Source organism: Acinetobacter pittii ANC 4050 (assembly GCF_000399685.1).
Lineage (GTDB): Bacteria > Pseudomonadota > Gammaproteobacteria > Pseudomonadales > Moraxellaceae > Acinetobacter > Acinetobacter pittii_E.
On the sequence record NZ_KB976987.1, the window covers coordinates 918,455 to 933,498 of the forward strand.

Sequence of the window (15,044 nt, forward strand, 5' to 3'; positions counted from 1 at the left end):
ATATATTTTGGTGGTTTATGAAACGTATAGTAATTTGTATTACAGGCGCCACTGGAGTCGTTTACGGTATTAGGCTTTTAGAAAAGTTAGCTGAATTAAATATCGAAACTCATTTAGTGATGAGTAAATGGGCAAAAGTAACAATAAAACAAGAAACAGATTATTCATTAAAAGATCTGCAAAAGTTAGCAACTTATATTTATTCAGATGCAGATCAGTCGGCTCCAATAGCGAGTGGATCTTACCGTTATGATGGGGTCGTGATAGCCCCTTGTAGTATGAAAACTTTAGCAGGAATTAGTAGTGGTTATGCTGAGAACTTAATTACAAGAACAGCAGATGTCGCTTTAAAAGAGCGTCGTAAGCTCGTACTTATGGTTCGTGAAACTCCGCTTAGTATCATTCATCTTGAAAATATGCTGACTGTTGCAAAGGCGGGAGCAATTATTTTTCCTGCAATGCCAGCTTTTTATCATCAGCCTTATACCTTAGACGATGTCATTAATCAGGGCGTGGGCAGAATATTAGATATGTTTGATATTGATGATCCTTCATTAAAACGTTGGGAAGGGTTAGATAAAAAACAAAATATTGAAAAAGGAATTGAATCATGAACTTACTTGAAGCAGCATTAGATTTTCGAAAATTTTTAGAAGAATTAGCCCTACGCAAAGATCTTGTTGAAATTCACCAAGAAGTATCTGCACATTTAGAAGTTGCTGCTATTACTCGTCGAGTGTATGAAGAAAAATTACCAGCTCCGTTATTTTGTAATATTCATGAAGGAATGGCAGGAGCAAAGATTTTAGGTGCGCCAGCCGGCATGGTTGCAACACCCGGTAAAGAATACTCCCGTCTTGCTTTACACTTTGGCTTACCTTCGGATAGCACTCCTAAAGATATTGTTAATAAAATTCGTGCCGCAGTGAAAGCCGATCCTGTAGAGCCTGAATATTGTACGACTGGACCAGTTAAAGAAAATATTTGGTTGGGTGATGAGGTTGACCTAGAACAGTTTCCAGTTCCTTTATTGCATGAAAAAGATGGCGGAAGATATTTTGGGACCTATGGTTTTCATGTTGTCCAATCACCAGATGGAAAGTGGAACAGTTGGGGCATTGGACGCTTAATGTTAGTTGACCGAAACCGCTTAACGGGCCCTGCAATTTCAACTCAGCATATTGGAATCGTCCGTGAAATGTGGCGGCAACAAGGTAAGCCAACGCCGTGGGCAATGGTTTTAGGTGCACCACCGGCTGCGGTCGCTGTCGCTGGAATGCCTTTACCAGCTGGAGTAAGTGAGCCGGACTATATTGGTGCTTTGCTAGGTAAAAGCATTCCTTTAATTAAAACAGAGACCAATAATCTTTGGGTGCCTGCTCATGCAGAAATCATTTTAGAAGGAGAAATAAGCCTTACAGAAAAAGCATTAGAAGGGCCAATGGGGGAATATCATGGCTACCAGCACCATCAAGGAAATGAACAACCTATCTTTCATGTTAAAGCCGTTACTTTCCGTAATAATCCGATATTACCCATTTGCGTGGCTGGAACACCACCTGAAGAAAATCATACAATTTGGGGGACAATGATCTCTGCACAACTGCTGGAAATCACTCAGAAGGCAGGCTTACCAGTCGATTTCGTATGGTGCTCATATGAGGCAGCGACATGTTGGGCTGTAATTTCAATAGATACTGCTAAATTGGCTTTAATGGAAACAAACGCTACCGATTTTGTAGAACTTATTGCTAATGTGGTTTTTAATTCACATCCGGGATATTTAATTCCTAAATTAATACTTGTAAGTAATGATATTGATATTACCAATATTAATGAGGTAGTTTGGGCACTTGCTACTCGATCTCATCCTAAAAATGATCATTTTATTTTCCCTAATGTGAGAGAATTTCCGATGGTTCCTTATCTATCGGCGGAAGATAAAAAGAAGGGATGTGGCGGCAAAGCAGTAATTAATTGTCTTTTCCCTGAACAATTCAAGGGACAAATCAGAGCCGAGACAGCTTCTTTTAAATATTCATATCCTCAACATATCAAAGATAAAGTTGTAGAGCATTGGGAGAGTTATGGCTACTGACGCGAACGTTAAACAAAAAATGAGTCAAGGGCTTGGTTTACCCCAAGACTCATTATATTTAATGACAGAAATTGTGCGTTATCGTGAGAAACGTTTGAGTACGTTATTAAATCAGAAGGGTATTACTTTACATGAGTGGCGTGCTCTACGTATTTTGTACAGTTTTAAAGGCGATGTTCCGATGGGTGAGTTAATTGCCCATTCGCAAACGGATAGAACAGCGTTAGGACGAACAATAAATCAGCTTGTTCAACGTGGTTGGGTCGAGCGTTTTCCCGCGCCTGATGATAAACGTGCTTTATATTTAAGAGTGACGTCCCAATCCCAAGAGACATTTGAGCAAGTATGGAAAATGGTAACTGAATTTGATCAACAATTTCAGGCGAGTCTTAGTGAAAGTGACCACGTAATTTTTAAGAAAATTTTAAAAAATATGATGGTGAATATGGATATTTCTGAACAAAGTTCGCAACTCTAAAATCAAGTCATGAAAATGAGAGGAAAGTTAATGTTTAATATTATCTATAGCCGTTTCCTTTACGGCTATAGAACGATTTTGTTTCACAATTAGTATAAATCTATAAATTAGTATAATTTACACTTAAGATTTTCCTTAATTATGTAATTAAATGAAAAACAATAATTTAATTAAATAATTTCTAGCCAATTTCACATTGACAGCTCAAATATTGAAGATTACCATTTGCGGGCTGGCCTACATTGCCAGTCGGTTTTGACGGACCGAGTTTGTAAGACCACATCAGAGCCATTCCTTCTGAGGGATACTCATATGTGCACACCCCGTTCCCTCCCGTAGCGGTAGGACGGGAGTGGGACACCTTCGGGTGTGCTGGAGTCTTACCCAGTCCGTCAACCTGCTTCCGTTCTGCCACCATAATTTATAATGCTTTGGCAGAACTCCCAAAAGAAGGAGTTGGCTATGTACATTCATAAATTATTGGCAGTCACTGTCAAAAACTATCTCGACACAACTTAAAGCACTTTAAAGCAGTTTGATCGCCTATAGGCTTTTCAGGCTTTAAATCATTTCGATTAAAAACTTAGCAACAATAAAACTTGAGATGTGCCAAGCACAGTCTTTAGGGCTTTGCTGTGCCTTTTTTTCTCCCAGAAAAGGCACAGGCTTTTTAATCTCTTTTAGAAACAACAAGAATTTATAACGGTAAAACTATGCACAATTTAAAAAATTCTTCCAAGAAATTACAGGTTATTCATACTGCCATACGTCTATTTGTTACTTATGGTTTTCATACGACGGGTGTAGACCTAATTATTAAAGAAGCCAAAATAACCAAGGCGACTTTTTATAATTACTTTCACTCAAAAGAACGGTTAATTGAAATGTGCATTGCTTTTCAAAAAAGCCTGCTGAAAGAAGAAGTACTTGCCATTATTTACTCAAGTCGTTACCGCACTTCAAAGGACAAACTCAAAGAAATTATTAACTTACACGTTAACTTTAATAGCCTGTATTATCTTTTGCTTAAAGCCTTTTTTGAAATTAAACATATGTATGCGAGCGCTTACCGTATGGCGGTTGAGTATAGAAGGTGGCTACTTCATGAGATTTTTGACCTCATTTTTAGTTTAGAAACCCATGTATTAAAGCCTGATGCTAATTTGGTTTTAAACCTAATTGATGGCTTGATGTTCCAGATTTTAAGCTCAAATAGTTTGGAAGAGAGGGATATGGTGGTGGAGAGGTTTTTTGGGGGAATGGGCCGTTAATAGTTTTTTATTATCACGTCTGCTATTAAATAAATTAAAGCTGAGAATTAATTATTTCATATAATAAAATTTTAAATTATTATATTTAAAAGTATTTTATACCAGTCAATAAAAAAGAGTAAATTTGATGACACTTAATAAAACTATTTTTCTTTTTCTACTTTCAGCTCTTATAGTGGGCTGTGGTGGTGGAGGAAGTAGCGATACTGTTGCCACAACAAAAGATGAAATTCTTAATACAGAATTTGATAATACTACTTCTTACAAATGGGGATCTATTCAGTTTGATACAACGTTTGTTGAGATTACAAAGAATTCAAGAAATGGAAATATTTGGTATGCTGATTATCCTAAGTTAGATAAAGGTACAGAACCAGATATAGGACGCTTAATGTTAAGTACAGATGGCCTTTATAGACCAGATGAGACGAAGTATCCATTGGGTTATAGACGTTATATTTTGAGATCCACTTCGCAAGATGGAACGACACTTAGAAAAACTCCTTATAACAAAGATGGTCTAAAAAATATTGTTATAGAGGAGAAAGGGCGCTGGATTGATTTAAAAAATGTCAGGATAAGTGACAGAACCGCTGTATATTGGAATCTTCTTGCAGAGAAAATTCCTACAAGTGTATTTTTTCATCCAAAACTTATTGGTGATCAGTTTAAAGATTTTTTAGCTTTAACCAAGAAAAATACATTTCCAGCAGGAGCGAAATGTTTTCAGGTTGAAAGAACAAGTTATTCAGTACCTTATTATGTAATTACAAATACGGAAAGCTTGGCTTTTATTAATGGTGTTAGTGTTAATAACCTTTCAAATTATATTTCTTTAGCTGGAAGTAATACCGTTACTGGAAAATGGGGCAATGTACAGTGGGCTTATTTAAATACCGAGGCAAATGATCCAAAGTATTATACGATTTCAGTTTATATGAATATAGACAATAAATTAGCTTCAGGTTATTGGCAAAAGAATCCTAACACTTCAATTGATAGTATTGTTGCAGGTTATGAAAGATCACTTGATTCACCTAATAATTATGAGGATGTAATTTCTTTCCAAAGCGCAATTGAAGAAGCAAAGAATGAATGTACTTACTATAATTCTGTTGCTTCTCAAAAAATTGAATCATTGATTAATCAAAGCTTAGTGAATTAATTTTCAGATTATTTCATTTCTAAAATTGATAATTTAATTTGAATCGAGTCTAGTCTTTTTAGGATTAGACTCATCGTTATTCTTGAGTAGAAAACTCATGAGGATAAAGCTTACTTGAAAGAGTAAAGATTTTTACAGTATTGAAATTATATTGTCATTTTTAAACTTTATTTTTGCTTAATTATTTTTGAAGATCAGTTAAATGAAAAAGATTAAATTAATAAGTATTCTGGGCATAGTTGCATTCATGTTGTCAGGTTGTCTGCAAATGTTTCCACCTACCGTAGCCGAGATAACTCCTGGAATTTATCAACTTCATGCTCAAAGCAATGCATTTGGTTCAAGGGATGCTTTACGATCAAAGCTCATCACTAAGGCGGAAGAAGTATGTAAGAATAAAGGCTTTGATGAGTTAGATAGTAATAACAAAATTGTAAACCACCATACTGCCTACAATTCAGGAATGATTATTCCGGTGAGTACAAAAGCAGCGATTTTGAAAGTTAAGTGTAAAGAGTAACTTAAATAGAAGGGGAATATTCTTTGTAGAAAGGATGAACTTACAAATAAACTATTTTCTGTTATGTTATTTATAGAATCCACAGTTAATATGATTCGAATTAATATAAAGATATTTTCATTCTGAAGCTTAAAAGCTCACAAAGATGTGGGCTTTTTTATTACACATTGCTTAAAAAATATACAGAAACCTCCCTAAAACAAGTTGGAACGCTACAAACGCGAATGATACTTTAAGTTTCACTCTTCCCAATAAGTGAGGTGAGCAATGAAATTGTTAGCTTTGGTTAGCATGGGAGTTGCAGCGAGTTATTGGTATAAAACTATAAAAAATAGCAAGCTAACTCTCAGAAAATCAAATTTTGATGAAATAGTAAAAAACTTTGTATTAGCAGACTTTAAAGTCTAATGCATTTAATAATGTTAATTAAATAAGAAGCTCATCGGAAGATGGGCTTTTTTGTTGTTATGGAATTCGGTTTTATCTTTTAGAAAAAATACACAAACTCACTTGTTTATTTAGTTGTGTTGACCTAACAATGCGATATAACAGGAGTGTCAAAGTATGAAAACAAGAATTGGCTACATTCCTAATGAGGAAGAAGAAGAGGAATCTTTGCTTACGGCGAAGGTTGATTCTGAAATTGAAAAATTAAGGAAAAGAAGGGATGAGCGATTATTATCCTATACTGATGAGGAGAAAAACATTAAGTATAAAATTCCAATTGAATCTTCAGTGAAGAGTTGATGCTAGATTTTTATCGAATTTTATAATGATTTTTGATTAATAAAACTCATTAATCTTAACCAATATTTCTTTTATCCAATATGACAAAGCTTGCTAGAAAGATCACAGTATTTAAAGCTTCTCAAAGTATCAATTCATGCGGGACTTTCTACTTTGTGTGTTAAGCTCATCGCCATAATTTTATGAATTCTTACAATGTTCATTTGTATTGGTGGTGATTTAGACGGTGAAGTTGTAAATAACCGTGAAGGGACATTCTTTAAGGCAAGTGAGATAGATACAAGTAAGAAATCAACGTACAACCGTCAGAGCTATATTATAGATGGCAACATAGTTAGATTTTGGTTATGTGTAGAGCTACCATATGTAGAAACAACCAAAGTCGCGAATAAATACCTAGACGGGAAGTACAGAAATCGTTCTTGATTTAAGAAATGAAAAATATAGCTCATCAATTGGTGAGTTTTATTTTTAATCAACTAATAATTTACCAAGTAAGAAAAATAAGTTGAAATTAAATATTTCATTTTATCTCTAGTCATCTTTATTAATTGTAGACTAGTTATCAAAACCATAATTTTTTTAAGGGTATTATAGGCTTTACTTACATAGAAACTATAGTGATTACCTTAGGTCATATTTTTATTTCATTTTTTAACGTTAAGTTTAACATAATTTCATAAAGAGGCACTTGAACATAAGCAGGCTCTTAACAAGCATAACTATAAGGAGAGATGCTGATGCCAAGATACTTAGCTATTGCTGATAAAGTATATAAAAAGATAAAAAATGATAAGTTATATACTGAAAATACGGTTGAGAACTTAAATTGTTTAATCAGTGAAATCCGTAAAGCTATTAAAGGTACTGAATTTAAACTTAAACATAATTTTATCAATTTTGAAGAGTGCCTCTCAAAGCCATTAGCTGAGTGTGAAGTCAAAATTGATCTTTCTCTTATGCCTAGGTTTAAAAATGAAGATGAGTTCATTTTGTGGCTTGCGGGATTTATTGAAAGAATGACATTAGGTGGAAGGCCAAAACTTCCACCTTTATCTCAGATGATACCAAAAGACTTTGAATTTAATAAAGAAACTAAACCAGTACCGCTAGCCCCTCAAAAAGAAGAAAACGTTGAAATGATCATAAATTATTTTAAATCCGAAGATTACCTAAAAAAAACTAAAATATCTTCGTGAGAAGAATATGGAAATGTGAGCATCATACTTCTATATACTGCTGAAAATATTACAGCAATCGCCTCTGGGGCGGTTTTTTAATTTAATTTTTTAGCTTCAAATAGAGCTAAATCATTTAGGATGCTGAACAATCTGGGAATTAACCACAGAGTTAAGTCGCAAAATTAGGTGACCAATTTTTATCATGAAAAAAATAATACGGCTTAAAGGTCGGCGTGATATGGTATGTGAACACCTCCAAAAATAAGGATTAGATATGTCAGACAATACAACGAAATGGCTTTGTGTAGGTGGTGCACTAAGTGGAGAGTGGAGAGAGCAGCAATTAGAAGCTTTTGATGTTGATCCCAATGATTTAAATACTCATAGTTATGAACCAATGAAACTTATTAATCCTGTTACCAAGGCAGAACAGCATTTCTATGTATATACGGAGTTACAGGAACAGGCATATGATAGGGCCATAAATTTTGCCTTATACAAAAATCAGTAAAGATGAGAGAGCACTTAGGTGCTCTTTTTTTATGGGTGAAATTTATGAAAAATTCGGCTAAATACTGGTTAAGTGGAAACACAATTAAAAAAGCCCCTCATATCTGAGAGACTAGTCATATCAATTTTCTGGAATAAATGGCTGTAATTTCTTAAATAACTAAACAAATCAAATTGATAAAAGTAGTTAATAGTATAATAAATCAGTGCACTAATTTATTCTTTATAGTAGCAAAGCCTTAAAACAACTTAAGGCATTGTTAATAAGAAATTATTTGTTATTAGGATCTGGTTGATCATTATTCTCAGGCAGGTCTTTTACAGTGCCAGGAGTTTCTGATGGTTGAGTTTCAGTAGGGGGTGTGGTTGCAGAATGCTTGTTCATTTGAGCTTTAATGATATTAGCGTGGTTAGTTGTATTTTGAGAAAAACTTTTAAAACCTGACATTTTTATCTTCTTATCTTTACTAGGGAAAGCCCATAGTACGCTTTAAATGCCTTTACATTACGGTTGTTTTAAGACTGATATGTGTTGATATGTCATAGAAATAGGCTTTATTTCGACTATATATTTCATAAATAAAATCAATTATATATAACCTGTTGAGTCTTATCCTTTAAAAATTGAAATTATGCTATTCATATTTCAAGTAGGGGTACATAAAGCACACATATATAAATTTTTTCAAAGTAGCGAATACATAAAGTTTTAAAAATTAATTCAATCTAATTGCCTACAAAATATTGATAGTATAAAAGTTCCGTTACGCATAATATGTCCGATTAAATTGGAGCATTTTAATGCTAAAAGACATTACAATTATTGATTTTCAAGGAAAAGAAATAAGAGCACAGGCAAGCTATAAAGAAGTAAATACTAATAAAATCAATTATTCATCTAGAGTTCAAAGAACCACTGTTGAATATATTTTGTTAAAAGGGGAATTTATTTACCCTACTTCAAATATGGTTTTCAACAGTTCCGATGGCAACAGCTATTATATAGAATATAAATGACTCACTTAGGTGGGTTTTTTAATGAGCGATTTTAAATATGGGTGTTATAAATAAAAAAAAGACCAGTGAACTGGTCTCTTTTTCGCTATATGAGCTAGTGTGTTTCTAACCATTAAAGCTTAAATCACATTTTGAACCTTCTGTGCTTTTGGTAACGACGGTTTTCTTCCCAAATACAACGCAATCATGGCACCCGTAAATGTAAGCATACATAACGGTAAAAGAGAAATAGGGAAGCTACCCGAATAATCTTTTACAATACCCATAATAGAGTTCATAAGCCCAGTACCGATATGCGCAATGGTGTTCACCGCTGCAATACCTACAGCCACTAAAGTAGGCGGTAAGCGCTCAGAAACCAACGCCCAGAAAGGACCTTTAATGGCATAGTTACCCATCAAAACGAGTGAGAATAAAAGTAAGCTCAAGGTTAAAGATGAAGTAAAAATAGTAAGAAGCAAACCAAAACTGGTCACAAATAACGGTATAGCTGTGTTGAGACTCTTATTACCACTTTTATCGGCATGTACGCCCCAAACAATCATGAAAGCGGCAGCTAAACCAAAAGGAATCATATTTAAAAGACCTGTCTGCATGGCAGTTAAATGGAAGGCTTTTAAAATCTGAGGCATCCATAACGATAAAATATTGCTGGTTGCTGAACTTCCTGCATAAATAATTGCAAAGAACCATAGATATTTATTGGTAATCAGCAACTTGAACTTACTCTTTTTCTGTTCGGCACTGTCTTGTTTTTCAGAGTTCAACAATTGATTTTTTTCAAAAGTTAAAGTGCTTGATAACCAGTCCTTTTCTTCTTGATTTAACCATTTAACATTATTTGCGGTATTCGGCAGCCATACAAGGCATAACAAACCAAGAAGGATTGCAGGTAATGCTTCAAGAATTAAAAGCACTTGCCATCCACTTAAGCCCAGTAAACCATGCAAGCCCAACAGTAAGGCAGATAATGGTGAACCAATAAAGTTAGACAAAGGAATCGCAACCATAAATACGGCAACAATTCGAGCCATATATCGTTTAGGGAACCATAGTGTTAAATACAGTAATACGCCTGGGAAAAATCCGGCTTCGGCAGCACCAAGTAAAAACCGTGAAATTGCATATGAAATTGGGCCGGTAATGAAGGCGGTACAGCAACCGACAATTCCCCAAGTAATCATGATTCTGGCAATCCAGATACGTGCACCTAGCTTTTCCATAGCCATGTTACTTGGAATTTCAAATATGACATATGCAATAAAAAATAATGTCGCACCAAAACCAAAGGCAGTAGCAGTTAAACCAATTTCTTGATTCATGGTTAAAGCGGCGAAACCAATATTCACCCGATCAATATAAGCGATGAAATAACAAAGAATGAGGAAAGGAAGAATACGGAAAGAAAGTTTACGGATCGTTGACTTTTCTACTTCCGATATAGATATATCATTTTTCATACATACTCCTTATGTACGTGAGAAACCAAACAGCTCGGTAGGGTTCTGATTTAAAATTAAACATTGCTCGTGTTTATCAAACACAATCTGTTTAAAAGCTTTAATCGCATCTTCATAAGTTATTAAGGATTCATGTTGGGTATGCGGCCAATCGCTTCCCCAAATGAGTTTTTGTAAAAAACCTTTTTCTTTGAAAATGTTATATGCCTGTTTGGCTATATTTATATTGTTGGGTGTAGCACCCAAACGATAGAAACCGGACACTTTAATCCAGTGCTGTTTTACGTTAAGTAAGCTTAAAAATTTCTGATAATCCGGATCTTCAATCCCTTTAATAGGGTCAACTCGGCCAAAATGGTCAATTACGACATCAAAGCGGTATTCATCCAATTGTGGCAAAAGCTGAACCAGATATTTCGGCGGTGCGTGTATCTCAACTTGCCAGTTGAGGCTTTCTACATTTCGTAAAAATTTTTGCCAGTCAGGCGTATTTAGCGCAGGAGGGTTAAGACCGAATAGATTTAAGCGAACACCAACGATGCCTTGTGCCTTGAGATTCACTAGCTCATTAAAAGTCGTCGTATGTTGAACAACGGCGATCCCTTTTAAACGCTCAGGGTATTGCTGAATTGCGTTTAACATCGCTTGGTTATTGGTACCCAAAAAGCTGGGTTGAACCAAAACACCATGCGTGAAATTGTGTTCATCAAGATGAGAGATAAAACTTTGTACAGTTGCCTCATAATCAGGTGCATAACGTGCTGTTTCGATACTGTGGTCCTGTGTCGAAAAAACATGTGCATGTGTATCTATACAGTTCATTTTCATCTCACATTACAAATTTTAAAGCGAAAATAGCGATTAAAGCGGCAATGACTCCTACAGGAATTGCTTTAAATAACAGTTGATTAAAGAATTTGGTTTTGTCGATGTCTGCTGGTGCTGAAGCCATAATGAGGCTACCGCCAGAGGAGAAAGGAGAAATCGCTGTAGACTGAGCGCCAACCACAATACAAATGAACAGCACTAGTGGGTTTAGGCCAGAGGTAAGTGCTAGCGCCGGAACAATTGGGAATAAGGTAGGAGCAACTACGCCGAGAGTGCTTGAAAATACAGACATAATGGCACTGATGAGACATAAAAGTACTGGAATGACCCACACAGGAACATTGTTTGCTAACCATTCAGATAGGGTGGTAATAATGCCAAGCTTCACACCTAATGCGATGAGCATACCGACACCGCAAATCATGATCAGTGTTCCCCAAGGCACAAGTGCAATGACCTTTTTCTCATCGGCAAGTTTCATAAGTAAACTAATGAGCGAGAAGGTAATCGCAAGGAAGGCAATATCAATTTTGGAGTTTAAAAAACTAATCGTTTTTACATCGGGAAAAACAAGATGCAAGATTGGAAAAACTAAAACAATCGACATCATTAAAATAATAAGGAAGATGGATTGTTTCTGTTTTTTGTCGAATGGCTCAGGCTTTTGATCTTCAATTACAATTGAATTACTTTTTCTATTCCACAGGGTGTAAATTCCCAACACCGCAATTGGAATAATTAAAGTTAAAATAAAAATGCCACTGCTATATGAAAAAGCTGTTTGCGAGGTAATGCCAGTATTTTCCATTAAGCTTCGGAAAATAATGCCACTTTGCGATGTCATAAAATTTGCGCCAGCTAAAGCGCCGTAATTTGCAGCCATCCCACCAATAATCATATTCATATTGGTTTTTTTACACAGCAGCAGTGTAATGGGTGCCATAAAGGCAAGTACTGTATAAAAACCAGCACCTAGGCCAGCAATAATGGTTGCTGCGAAAAAAATCGCTAAAGGTAAAAACTGAGGAAACTTACGGCATTTATATAAAAGATGGCTGGCAAGCTTCTCTAAAGCACCATTTGCCAAAGCAAAGTTATAAAACAAAGTAACGGATAAAATAATAAAGAAAATTTTGACAGGCCATAATTCAATAACTTCGGAAGGTTTAAGACCCATGCCAAAGCAACCAATCAGGTAGGCAAACGCTATCGTAAAAAATCCGATATTAATTTTCGTTTTATAACCTAAACCTATCGATACGGCTAAAGCCATCAGCATCAATGCAGTCATATTATCTTCCTTGATAAATATATAAACATCTAAACATATATATGTTTGGTTTTTTGTATTACACAGAACTATGCTAATATTGTCAAATCGATTTCATAATGTTTAACGCAAATGCTTGATGAGACTGCATTTAAAAATTTTAAATTGCCAAGATATGAAAAGGTCCGTTGGGAACTTCAAAAATTACTGATCCAGTCAAAATGGACAGTCGAAGAGCCTATTCCAAGTGAACAAGAACTTGCGCAAATGTATAGTGTATCGGTAGGAACCGTTAGAAAGGCGGTTGAAGGACTGGTTGAAGACGGCCTATTGGTTAAGCAGCAAGGAAAAGGAACTTTCCTCAAACAACCTAATTTTGAAAATTCGCTCATTCGTTTTTTTAGATTACGTAATAAAAAAGGCGAGTTCATTCAGCCACAAGGACAAATCAAAAAAGTAGAAGTGTGTGATGCAATACCGGAAGTAAACGCCGAGTTAGGGCTTGGGCACACTGACAAGTTGCTTTATATCGAGCGTGTCCGTAAGCATGAAGATGTCGTTGTTTTAAGCGAGAGAATCTGGCTGCCTGAACGCTTATTTAAAAATCTGGAAGAAATTCCAATCGCTGAGTTTGGGAATCTACTTTATCCTTTTTATTATCAGCACTGCGGTCAATTTGTTTCTTCTGCAACAGAGCGGTTAACTTTTGAGAAAAATATTAAAGATAGCTATTTAAATAATCACCTTGAAGACCCTTTAGTGAAGGTATGCCGTATCGCAAAAAATCTTGAAGGTGTAGCGGTCGAATACCGTGAGTCTTATGGGCTGGCCGATAATTTTCATTATGAAATAACAATTAATTAATTCTTTATGCAGCTTAATAAAGATTTCCTTATTGAGCTGCAGAGCTGGTTCACTATCTTTTATAGTTAAGTATTTCTTGTAGGAAGTGAGTCATTATCCCATAAATCGAGCATCGGCTATTCCTTTAATACCTATAATTTGCTGGTATTTATAAGTTATTGATAACAAATTCTTAGTTGTAAAAAGCTTCAGCCCATTTTATTTTTAAATAGAAAAGGGAGTGAATTATGAAAAATATTTTATTGATTTTGACTGTATTAAGTGGATTGAGTTTAACAGCTTGTGCTGTTCATACACGTGAAGGAAGCGTTGTGATCGATCCAGATGGTCGCTTGATTGATGGTGGTTATCATGATGGTGGTAGTCATGGCCGTTTCTGTCCTCCTGGACAAGCAAAAAAAGGGAATTGCTAAAACTTAAAATAATTGCATATATGACTAGATTTTCTTAGAACTTCCTTCGGGAAGTTTTTTGTCTTTAAGTTAATTGATAATAAAATTCAGATCGTTTTAGCTGTTAAGCACCCGCTTCTCAAGCATTTCCATAAAAGTTTTTAAAATAATATTGTGGTTTTTACCTTTATGAGTAATTAAGCAAAAGCGTATGCTATATAGTTGTAGAGTTAATAGAAAATATATCAAATAATAAAATTATTATTATGAATTTTTATAGTTTTTATTATTTTTTGTGGTAAATTTTTTGCGTTATAAATAGGTGTTTTACAAAAATGCAAAATATACTTACTTTTATTAAAAATGGTCAAAAAATTACTTTAGATGCAAGTAATATTAAAAGCGTAAAAGATACGGGAAATGGTTTTGAAATTACTCTTAAGAGTGGTGAGGTAATTCAAGCTGAATCATATAGTGTTACTCCTAATACTCAACCTGTGGAGCAAGTTTCTAGTCAACAAGTAGAAAATAATTCTGAGGCTGATGAGGAAGCTGAAAAGGAAGAGGTTCTAAAAGAAAAGAGTTTATGGGATTCACAAGCAATGTTATGGGGTGGTGCTGCGATTGCACTTGGTGGTATTGCGGTAGCGGCATCAAGTAGCGGCGGCAGTGATATTTCAACACCTTCTGATCAGACTCCTCCAGCGAGTTTAACTAAAATATTGTCTAAAGATGGTAAAACGGTAACTGGTTTAACAGAAGCTGGAGCAACTATTATAGTTGAAAACTCAGTTGGTAAAGTAATCGGTTCTGCTAAAGCTGGAGCAGATGGGGCATACTTAATTAATTTGGATAAAGCCTATATTAATGGTGAAACACTAAAAGTTTCTGCTCAAGATGCTGCTGGCAATAGTACCTTGAAACAAGAGATTGTCGCTTCTGATATTACGGCCCCTACTTTAGTACATGCTATTTCTTCTAACGGTAAAACTATTACAGGTTTGACAAAGGCTAATTCAACTGTCACCGTCAAAGATTCATCTGGAAAAATTATTGGAACTTCAAAGTCTGATAATGATGGAAAATATACAATCATACTAGATAAAGCTTATTTAAATGGTGAAAAACTTACTATTTCTGCCGAAGATTTAGCTGGTAATAAATCAACAATTCAAACAATTTTGGCTGACGATAAAACTGCACCATCAAGTCTGACTGCAACGATTGATACCGCAGGTAAAGT

General features: G+C 35.1%; 19 protein-coding genes and 1 pseudogene. 15 read left to right on the forward strand and 5 right to left on the reverse strand.

What is annotated here, in order from left to right:
• Positions 1-17 precede the first annotated feature (17 nt).
• The 11 genes from F931_RS08210 to F931_RS08255 all read left to right on the forward strand — a co-directional run bounded on the left by F931_RS08210 (position 18) and on the right by F931_RS08255 (position 7,971).
• Positions 18-614: a UbiX family flavin prenyltransferase gene (locus F931_RS08210; protein ID WP_016140917.1), complete on the forward strand. Its 597-nt coding sequence runs from the start codon at positions 18-20 to the stop codon at positions 612-614.
• Positions 611-2,098, forward strand: coding sequence for a UbiD family decarboxylase (locus tag F931_RS08215; protein ID WP_016140918.1), 1,488 nt, complete (start codon positions 611-613; stop codon positions 2,096-2,098). Before F931_RS08210 ends, F931_RS08215 begins: the two co-directional genes overlap by 4 nt.
• Positions 2,088-2,576 (forward strand): MarR family winged helix-turn-helix transcriptional regulator, encoded by a 489-nt coding sequence (locus F931_RS08220; protein WP_016140919.1) that lies wholly within the window; start codon positions 2,088-2,090, stop codon positions 2,574-2,576. The genes F931_RS08215 and F931_RS08220 overlap by 11 nt, the downstream gene beginning before the upstream one ends.
• A 713-nt stretch (positions 2,577-3,289) precedes the next feature.
• Positions 3,290-3,847, forward strand: a complete 558-nt coding sequence (locus tag F931_RS08225) for a TetR/AcrR family transcriptional regulator (RefSeq protein ID WP_016140920.1) — start codon at positions 3,290-3,292, stop codon at positions 3,845-3,847.
• A gap of 127 nt (positions 3,848-3,974) precedes the next feature.
• Positions 3,975-5,012 carry a hypothetical protein gene (locus F931_RS08230; protein WP_002047201.1) on the forward strand — a complete coding sequence of 346 codons (1,038 nt, stop codon included), beginning with the start codon at positions 3,975-3,977 and terminating at the stop codon, positions 5,010-5,012.
• A 202-nt stretch (positions 5,013-5,214) separates the two neighbouring features.
• The gene (locus tag F931_RS0103705) at positions 5,215-5,532 is read left to right on the forward strand and encodes a hypothetical protein (RefSeq protein WP_031945504.1); all 318 of its coding nucleotides are present in this window, start codon (positions 5,215-5,217) and stop codon (positions 5,530-5,532) included.
• A 267-nt stretch (positions 5,533-5,799) separates the two neighbouring features.
• Positions 5,800-5,940: a hypothetical protein gene (locus F931_RS08235; protein WP_016140922.1), complete on the forward strand. Its 141-nt coding sequence runs from the start codon at positions 5,800-5,802 to the stop codon at positions 5,938-5,940.
• Between the two features lie 156 nt (positions 5,941-6,096).
• Positions 6,097-6,279, forward strand: a complete 183-nt coding sequence (locus F931_RS08240) for a hypothetical protein (RefSeq protein WP_016140923.1) — start codon at positions 6,097-6,099, stop codon at positions 6,277-6,279.
• A gap of 195 nt (positions 6,280-6,474) precedes the next feature.
• Positions 6,475-6,705 carry a hypothetical protein gene (locus F931_RS22565; RefSeq protein ID WP_016140924.1) on the forward strand — a complete coding sequence of 77 codons (231 nt, stop codon included), beginning with the start codon at positions 6,475-6,477 and terminating at the stop codon, positions 6,703-6,705.
• 314 nt (positions 6,706-7,019) lie between these two features.
• Entirely contained in the window at positions 7,020-7,478 is a 459-nt protein-coding gene (locus F931_RS08250) for a hypothetical protein (RefSeq protein ID WP_016140925.1), read from the forward strand.
• A 256-nt stretch (positions 7,479-7,734) separates the two neighbouring features.
• The gene (locus F931_RS08255) at positions 7,735-7,971 is read left to right on the forward strand and encodes a hypothetical protein (protein ID WP_016140926.1); all 237 of its coding nucleotides are present in this window, start codon (positions 7,735-7,737) and stop codon (positions 7,969-7,971) included.
• A gap of 270 nt (positions 7,972-8,241) precedes the next feature.
• Here F931_RS08255 and F931_RS22445 read toward each other — a convergent pair whose 3' ends face one another.
• Positions 8,242-8,418, reverse strand: a complete 177-nt coding sequence (locus F931_RS22445) for a hypothetical protein (protein ID WP_016140927.1) — start codon at positions 8,416-8,418, stop codon at positions 8,242-8,244.
• A 353-nt stretch (positions 8,419-8,771) separates the two neighbouring features.
• On the opposite strand from F931_RS22445, the gene F931_RS08260 reads away from it, so the two are divergent.
• The gene (locus tag F931_RS08260; RefSeq protein WP_016140928.1) at positions 8,772-8,987 is read left to right on the forward strand and encodes a hypothetical protein; all 216 of its coding nucleotides are present in this window, start codon (positions 8,772-8,774) and stop codon (positions 8,985-8,987) included.
• A 119-nt stretch (positions 8,988-9,106) separates the two neighbouring features.
• Here the strand turns inward: F931_RS08260 and F931_RS08265 are convergent, their stop codons facing one another.
• From F931_RS08265 to F931_RS08275, 3 genes are read right to left on the reverse strand one after another with little or no spacing between them, the layout of a single operon-like run.
• Positions 9,107-10,447 carry an MFS transporter gene (locus F931_RS08265; RefSeq protein WP_016140929.1) on the reverse strand — a complete coding sequence of 447 codons (1,341 nt, stop codon included), beginning with the start codon at positions 10,445-10,447 and terminating at the stop codon, positions 9,107-9,109.
• 9 nt (positions 10,448-10,456) lie between these two features.
• On the reverse strand, positions 10,457-11,269 hold the full coding sequence (locus F931_RS08270) for an amidohydrolase family protein (protein WP_016140930.1): 813 nt from the start codon (positions 11,267-11,269) through the stop codon (positions 10,457-10,459).
• Between the two features lie 7 nt (positions 11,270-11,276).
• On the reverse strand, positions 11,277-12,566 hold the full coding sequence (locus F931_RS08275) for an SLC13 family permease (protein ID WP_016140931.1): 1,290 nt from the start codon (positions 12,564-12,566) through the stop codon (positions 11,277-11,279).
• A 111-nt stretch (positions 12,567-12,677) separates the two neighbouring features.
• Here F931_RS08275 and F931_RS08280 point away from each other — a divergent pair, with 111 nt between their 5' ends.
• The gene (locus F931_RS08280) at positions 12,678-13,409 is read left to right on the forward strand and encodes a GntR family transcriptional regulator (RefSeq protein ID WP_000883494.1); all 732 of its coding nucleotides are present in this window, start codon (positions 12,678-12,680) and stop codon (positions 13,407-13,409) included.
• A 227-nt stretch (positions 13,410-13,636) separates the two neighbouring features.
• The gene (locus F931_RS08285; protein WP_016140932.1) at positions 13,637-13,822 is read left to right on the forward strand and encodes a hypothetical protein; all 186 of its coding nucleotides are present in this window, start codon (positions 13,637-13,639) and stop codon (positions 13,820-13,822) included.
• 96 nt (positions 13,823-13,918) lie between these two features.
• On the opposite strand, the pseudogene F931_RS22570 reads toward F931_RS08285, so the two are convergent.
• Positions 13,919-14,020: pseudogene (locus tag F931_RS22570) on the reverse strand (LuxR family transcriptional regulator); the annotation flags it as partial.
• Positions 14,021-14,136: 116 nt separating this feature from the next.
• Between F931_RS22570 and F931_RS22450 the strand changes: the two are divergent.
• A partial coding sequence (locus F931_RS22450; RefSeq protein ID WP_016140933.1) for an Ig-like domain-containing protein occupies positions 14,137-15,044 on the forward strand: 908 nt, incomplete at its 3' end.